Consider the following 7,217-nt stretch of genomic DNA (forward strand, 5'->3'; position numbering starts at 1 on the left):
ATGGTTCAGCTTGGCGCGAGTCATTCATCGTCTCCTGCGTCATCAATCACTTCCCGGAGTTCATCGTTGAGGTTCGATTCCTCACGGGAACGCTCACGCTGGAGGTTGATGACGCGACTGCGCGCTTCCTCTCGGACCTCCCAAGCGTGCTGCACAATACCGGTGTCCGCTCGAAGAACGATGTTCTTGAGCCGATCCCGCACCAATCCGAAGTTCTTCATTGCTACTTCGCCGACCAACAGGCGTGCCTGCTGGTCCAGCGACTCGAGTTGCTCAGCGTAGCGTTCGACGTTCGCGACTTCGTCCGCCAGCTTCTTCTGAAGCCCGCGGGTTTGCTCGTCCACTTCCTTGTCGAGCTTCGCGTACGCGTCTTCCAGGCTCTTCTCTGCACGTTCCGCGCTGGCCAGGACCGGCAGCAGCGACTTGGCGTAGCTCTGTGATCCAGAGCCAGCCTGCCCCTGAGCCGCGAGCTGTACCTCGCGAGTGAGCAGAGTGCGGAACTCCCGGCGGACGTTTGCGTCATCAACGTACCGCTGATCACCGAACCCGATCTGCGCGCGCCCCATTTCTATTGCCTCACGGTACTGCTTGATCCGCTTGCGATAGAGCTTTAGGTCACGCTCGTTTGCGGCGATTTCGGCCTCGAATCGCTTCCGGCTCTCGGGGTCCTGCACGACGCCGTGCTTGTCCGCGTCTTTCATGACGCGCTTGAGCCCGTTGATCACGGCTTGAAGGCCGTCAGCTGCGATGGTGAGCTGCTGAAGCTTCTGCGAGACTTTGTTCCACTGGGCCTCACCGGAAACCTCTCGCTTGGCGAAGTCGCCCTCGTTCTTGGGTAGCCACCCCAGACGCTTCATCAAAGCACGACGCTTTGCGCGGACTGAGCCGATTTCTCCGCTCAGTGCGGAGTCGTTGACATCTTCCAATCCGCGGGCCAGATCGCCCCGCGCGAGTGAGATGCGGTTGAGGAGCGCCAGAGACTCCTCCATCCCTGCTTTCAGCTCCGGGAACGCCTTTGCGCGAGTGCTGGAGGAAAGCACCACGTTCAGCTTGGTCGCGAGCTTGCGGCTATCGCGGATGAGTTCGCGGCTCCGACTCACATCGTCGATCACGGAGAACACGCGATCACCTTCGGAGGCCTCGCGAGCCCACTCGATGGCGAGCGGTGGGAGTTCGCCTCCACCATCCACTTCGGTTTGTTCGTCCACGAGCTTGTCGTAGTAGACGGCCGGATCGGTGGTGGTCTTCAGGAAGCGGTCCACCTGCTCGCGGATTGGATCGAACTGGTTGCGTACGCTGTTGTAGAGCGTGAGTGCCTTTTCGAACTTGCCAGAGCGCAACATCAGGTCCGCTCGCAAGAGAGAGCCGTCCGCGAACTCGAGGCTCTTAGGGTCAGCAATCGCCAACACCTCCAGCGCGCGTTCAGCTCGCTGGTAGTCGCCGAGGCGGACGTACACCCACGCGAGCTCATAGAGCATGGTGGTGAACTCGGGGCTGCGGCGGTCAACGTGACTGTAGGCCTCAGCCGAGTCGAGATAGCTGTCGCTCTCGTAGAACAGGCGCCCGATCGCCATCCACGCGAGGTCGATTACGTGTCGGTGGCGCTCCGAATCAGGGGTCAGCTGGGTGACTTTGCGGAACGCCTCGATGGCCTTGGCGTAGCGATCTCGAGGTGCCGGCTCGGCTGGCTGAGCGCTTCCCGCTTCAGGAACAGCATCCGGCGCAGGCTGTGCCGGTGGCTCAGGAGCTGCCTCCTTAACCAAGATCGCACCCGTCAGGTACTTCGACTGGTGGTCATAGTCCGATCCCGAGGCGACCGTGGCGAGGGCAGAGCGAGCCTGATCGAACTGGCGCTTGGCGAAGTACGCCTTCCCGCGCGCGTACTGCAAACTGCCCGTCGAGTCCGAGTTGGGCAGCTTGCTCATACGGGCAAAGACGTCGTCCAGCGAGTCCAGATCGTCGGTGCGGAGAGCGACGTCCACCAGCCGGCTGAGCGAGCGACCGGCGTAGGCGGAATAAGCGGGCTCCGTGCCGTGATCGATGATGTCCCGGTAGTGTCGCCGTGCGGAAAGAAGCTGGTTTGACTGAAAATAGCCATCAGCCAACAAGAACTCCGCATCCGCGATCTCCGCGGGGGTCGCCTTGCCTTGACGCCCCAGCTCAAGCACCTTGCTGAGTTCGCGGATCGCGCGCTCATAGTCCTTGGTGCGGAGCAGCAGGTCGCCCGCGGCGATGCGTTTCGCCACGGAAACGCCGTGGATCTGCTTGGCTTTCTTGATCGCAGCCTGGATCTTGCTGGTTGACCCGTTCACCGCCCGAATCTCGGCCTCAGCGCGGCCTTTGGCCACCGCAGCGTCGAGTGCATGGGCGGGACTAGCAGTCAGCCCCAACGCGAAGACCCCAACCGCGCCAACGAGCCAGCGGGCAGGGCTCAGTCGTCGGGCCGCAGCGGGGGCTGCTCCCGACAACGCCCGCATTCGCGAAGCGCGAGTGACGCCCATGGTCACTTCCCTCCCGTGCCGATGCTGATTCCGCCCGAGACGCCAGAGCCCGAACTCTTGGATGATCCACTGGCTGCGGGTGAGGCGCTCGTGCCGCTGTTCAGCTTCTCCACGTAACGTACCGCTGGACGCTGTTCGAGAGGCGTTGTCACGCCGCCCTTCTCCCAGGCGACAACCTCCAAGCGAATCGTCTTGCCCTCCGTCACGGTGAAGGAGTGACTGCTCTTCACCTCGAAGCGGTATCCGCGCAGATATGAGAACACGCCGTAGCCGTGACCCCTGAGTTGCACGAGGGTCTGCAAGGTGTGATCGCCAGGGGTGATCGAACCAGAAAAGATGGGGATCTCGCGCTGCTCGGCGAGCGCGCCGCTCTCATCCTTCTTGTTGTATTGCACCGCTCCGTCGAGCACGAAGAGGGCGCGTACCAGTCGGAACGCACTCGACATCTCATTGGTGAAGCGGATCTCCGCGCGGGAGCCACCCACACCTCCACCCAGGATGGTCTCCGAGAGCAAGCTCAAGCGTGTGTGGCTGCGGCGAATCTGCTCCTTGAGCTCGTCGACCTTGGACTCGAGATCGCGGAGTCGAACTTGATACGTAGCGCCGTCGACGGGGGCATCCGACGGGTCGCTCTTCGTGTCCGCAGCCTCGCTTGCGGGGGTGTCCGTCGCGGCCTTGTCGCTGGGCGCGGGAGTCTGTGCGCCGTCCTTCGCGTCAGTGGCCTTCGCGTCAGTGGCCTTCGCGTCAGTGTCTTTCCCGTCTGCCGCTTTTTCGTCTTTGGCATCCGCTGCTTTGGTGGCGGTAGCGTCTGCGGGCTTGTCGGGAGTCTGAGCGGCCACAGGCACGGCCCAGGAAAGAGCAAAAGCAACCCACAAGGTCTTACACAGTTTCATTTCCAACCCTCTCGACAGCTGCCGACAGCTAAGTTTCGCGGGCCCCCCTGGCACCACAGCGGCCAGAGCGTACCATCATCGGCTCGACACTCGGTCTCGTTTTCGCGCTTCACACTCGGTCGCATTCTCGCACCCGGACACCCCAGGGATGTTCGACGGAGCAGTCCTCGAATGTGTGCGGTGGGAAGTGCGAACACGGGGACAATACTATGTCCTTTCAACGACCTAACTCCACTGGAAGTACGCGCTCGCGTTTACGGATGCGTGGACCAGGCGGAAAGCGCCGGAAAATCTGACGCAACGCATCGTTGGCGCTGCCAGATCCGCAGCATGGCGTCTCTAAGTGGAGCACCTCACAACAGGTGTGGGAGCGCCCCACGCCACTCGCCGAGCGCGGACGATTCATCCCTCCAGAGCGTAAAATCGTCCAGGCGGCCGAACAAGCATGCGGGGATGGGTAGGTTCGCCAACGGCCGTCCAAGCGGTAGGGTAGCTGGCGAATCCCTAACAGACGATGCGGATTGCGCTTGCATGGCGTGAACGCGCGAAGGACAAGAAGTCAACGTGCGCAGATCGAATGCCAGCCGGGCGCGTCGAAGAGGCGGTCATGGCCGCGAGCGCACCCTCGTCCGAAACCTGGGAAGCCTACAGCTCCGTGCGACTGAAGTCGCAGGTGACGGCACCAGTTCGCCGGGGAAGCTGGAGTAGCGGCATGGTCTCCGGGCGTGGCGAAGCGACAGATGAGATGCTGATGGTGCGCTACCAGCGCGGCGATCGCCAAGCGTTCGCGGAGTTGGTCAGACGCTACAAGAAGCCGATCTTCAACTTCGTGCTGCGTCACTTGAGGGAGCCAGCGCTCGCTGAGGACGTGACTCAGGACGTGTTCATGCGCGTCGTGCAAAAGGCCGCGGAGTTCAAGCACGAGGCGCGTTTTTCGACTTGGCTGTACACCATCGCCCGCAACCTCTGCGTGGACAACTTGCGCAAGCTCTCCTTGCGGCGCCATCCGTCACTGGACCAGCCAAGAGGCGACGGAGAGTCTGCGCGCACCCTGCTCGACACCATGGCGGACCCTCATCCCCGTGCCTCCGTCGACCGGAGCGCGGTGTCGAGTGAGGTTGGTATGACCATCGTCAACGCGGTCGACGCTCTCCCAAACGAGCAACGTGAGGTGTTCCTGCTGCGAGAGATCGCGAACCTGCCATTCAAGGACATCGCCACCATCACCGGCGTGCCGGAAAACACCGTCAAGAGCCGCATGCGCTACGCGCTCGATCGACTGCGCGAGGCGCTGAGCGAGTTCGAAGAGTACGCCCGCGCGCTACGCTAACAGACTCCACACGGAACCATGGACTGCGAGAAGTTCGACAGAATCGTACTCGACCTGCTCTACGAAGAGCTGGACGAGCTCACGCAGGCCGCTGCGAAGCGGCACATGGATCAGTGTAGCCGCTGTAGGCCGATCGCGACGGAACTACGTGCCACTCGTGAAGTGGGCGTGCTGCCGATGGTCGATCCACCTGACGAACTCGAGCAGCGTATCCTCGCGGCAGAGCGCACGGCTAGGAAAACGCTGCCATTCGGCCAACGGGTGGGTCGTGCGGTCAGTGTGCTCGCGGGCTACGCGATGCGTCCGCAGCTCGCGATGGCGGCGCTCTTGCTACTACTGATTGGGTCCAGCCTGCTGCTGCTACGCGCAAAGCCAGGCGAAACGGAAAACATCAGTGTGACGGAGCGAGGGGTTCCGGAGACTGAAGGCCCGGGCATTGCGATCCTCCCCGCCGCGCCGGCGGACGAGGCGCGCGCAGAACCGGAACCCGCGAAGGTCGCGAGCCGTGGCGCTGCGGACGAGCCATCCGAGGCGCCTGCTGCCGCCGCCGAAGGCAAAGCCGAAGAGCAACCTTCGGACAAGGCCAAGGACAACGACGACGACACCTTCGCCTTGGCGATGAACGAGTATCGCAATGGCAACTGGGTGGCGGCGCAAGCGGGCTTCGATCGCGTGGAGACCGAGGGAGGTTCAAATGCGGCGCAAGCAGCGTTGTTCTCCGCTCAGGCAGTTCGCAATGCTTCGGGTTGCACCAGCGCGGGGCCACGCTTCGAAACCGTGACGGTGCGCTACCCCGGCACGGCCATTACGAACGACGCCCGCTGGCAGGCCGCCGATTGTTTCCGCTCGACAGGACAGCTCGAGAAGGCCCGCAAGCACTATCAAGCATTGGTCGGGCAACCCGGATATGACGACCGGGCGCGCAAAGCCTTGGCTCAAATGGATGAAGCGACGCCCCGCGTGGCTACCAAGGCGGCGGCAGCTCCCCCGAAGGCGAAGCCGGCAGCCAAGCCTGCCGCCGAACCGCAAGCGACGGCGACGGCCAGCGCGCCCTCCCCCAAAATCACTGCGCCAAACGACGCGCTCTAGTCCTTCGTGGCGGTCTGGCCGAGCAACAGGGCGCTGGCTCAGTCGGGACCCGCGTCCCGGCAATCGTGTCCGGCGACGTTGCTCAACGTCGAGTTCGAAGCCCACAAACGTTGCGGGGCGTCTCACTGCTCGTGCAGCGGACGCCCCGGCGCGCCCGCAGACGCTGACGCATCAAAGCTCGAAGCTCAGACCATCGCTGCGTTGGTCCCCGCCTCGCCCAGCTCGACCTCATCCGCGGTCACGTCGACATCACCCTCTGGGGGCTCGAAACCAGCGCGCCCGACCTGCTGGGTGCCCAGGCTTCGCACAAATACCGCGAGGAAATACTGCTGGAACCAGTACCACCACACGCTGCGATGCACGAGACGAGGATCGATGTGCTCGCGTAACTGAGCGTGAACCTCAGGAAGTTTGCTCCAGTGGGTCCCGGCATTCTCGTGGTGGGCGGAGTGCAGGCCGTTGTTGAAGAGCAAGAAGTTCAGCAGCTTGCCTTCAAAGTTGCGCGAATGGTTGTGACGCGAGAAGGGATCGGCGTGAACGTGCTGCTCGTAGTTGAACAGCATGATGGTCCACAAGGCGAAGAAGCCTGGGATCCCTGCGGCAAGAACCCACAGCTTCAAACCAGGGCCCCAGCCATAGAGGAAGATCGCCAGCGCGAGCAGTAGCGTGTGAGTTCCGTACACGATCACGTACTGGGAGATGATACGACGGTAGAGCGTCGGGTTCTTCTCCTTGGCCTTCGCGATGAACGTCTTGATCGGATCGCTCTGGTAGTAGCTCGACACGAAGAAGTAAGTCAGCGCGACGAGGAAGTTGTGGCGGTTGGTGAAGCGCCACGTGATCGTCGCGTCACCCGCTTTGTTCACGAGCTTGTGGTGGTTCAGGTTGTGGGTCGGGATCCACGCGAACGTCGGGTAACCGTAGAAAATGGAAATCCACGTCCCGAAGAAGTTGTTCGCGCCCTTCGACTTGAACGTTGGGCTGTGGTTGTGGTTGTGCGCGATGACGCCACAAGCCAGCGCGAAGTAGCAGCTGAGCGGCCACAGGTAGCCGGTCAGATCAGGGCGCACGTAAAGGAACGCCAACAATCCTGGCGTCAGTACGAAGGTCCACAACAGGGTGCGGTAGTCAGCTGCGTGACGAACCATAAACTTCTCCTCGCGGCACCCACCTTGGGAGCGGTGCTCGGTGCCCAGGCCCTTCTAGTACCGGGATCCAGGAGAGGCTACGCATTTTCAGCACTCACCCTCTAGCAAATGTGCCGCTTTTCAGCTGCGTTGGGCACTTCGCGCCTCACTCGCCGCTGAACTCGTTGAAGTGCGAAGAATCCTTCGCACACTCAGAGCGCGCGCTAGTTCAGCAGAGCGCGCGCCAGTTCAGCAGAGCGCGCGCTAGTTCAGCAGA

General features: G+C 62.5%; 4 protein-coding genes and 1 pseudogene. 2 read left to right on the forward strand and 3 right to left on the reverse strand.

Features of this window, described 5'->3' with window-relative positions; all coding sequences use genetic code 11:
* Positions 1 to 20 precede the first annotated feature (20 nt).
* Positions 21 to 2,435, reverse strand: a complete 2,415-nt coding sequence (locus H6718_36835) for a tetratricopeptide repeat protein (protein ID MCB9591030.1) — start codon at positions 2,433 to 2,435, stop codon at positions 21 to 23.
* Positions 2,436 to 2,593: 158 nt separating this feature from the next.
* A pseudogene (locus H6718_36840) lies at positions 2,594 to 3,118 on the reverse strand (hypothetical protein).
* Positions 3,119 to 4,106: 988 nt separating this feature from the next.
* Here H6718_36840 and H6718_36845 point away from each other — a divergent pair.
* Together H6718_36845 and H6718_36850 are read left to right on the forward strand one after the other, a co-directional pair.
* Positions 4,107 to 4,724, forward strand: a complete 618-nt coding sequence (locus H6718_36845; protein MCB9591031.1) for an RNA polymerase sigma factor — start codon at positions 4,107 to 4,109, stop codon at positions 4,722 to 4,724.
* 18 nt (positions 4,725 to 4,742) lie between these two features.
* Positions 4,743 to 5,813 carry a zf-HC2 domain-containing protein gene (locus H6718_36850; GenBank protein MCB9591032.1) on the forward strand — a complete coding sequence of 357 codons (1,071 nt, stop codon included), beginning with the start codon at positions 4,743 to 4,745 and terminating at the stop codon, positions 5,811 to 5,813.
* Between the two features lie 185 nt (positions 5,814 to 5,998).
* On the opposite strand, the gene H6718_36855 is transcribed toward H6718_36850, so the two are convergent.
* Complete coding sequence (locus H6718_36855; GenBank protein ID MCB9591033.1) at positions 5,999 to 6,961, reverse strand: fatty acid desaturase; 963 nt, start codon at positions 6,959 to 6,961, stop codon at positions 5,999 to 6,001.
* Positions 6,962 to 7,217 lie beyond the last annotated feature (256 nt).

Source organism: Polyangiaceae bacterium, from assembly GCA_020633205.1.
Classification (GTDB): domain Bacteria; phylum Myxococcota_A; class Polyangia; order Polyangiales; family Polyangiaceae; genus JAHBVY01.

Excerpts from the sequence above, each read along its gene's own strand:
- H6718_36845 (MCB9591031.1), top strand. The coding sequence starts at position 4,107 with ATGGTCTCCGGGCGTGGCGAAGCGACAGATGAGATGCTGATGGTGCGC.
- H6718_36850 (MCB9591032.1), top strand. The coding sequence starts at position 4,743 with ATGGACTGCGAGAAGTTCGACAGAATCGTACTCGACCTGCTCTACGAA.
- H6718_36855 (MCB9591033.1), bottom strand. The coding sequence starts at position 6,961 with ATGGTTCGTCACGCAGCTGACTACCGCACCCTGTTGTGGACCTTCGTA.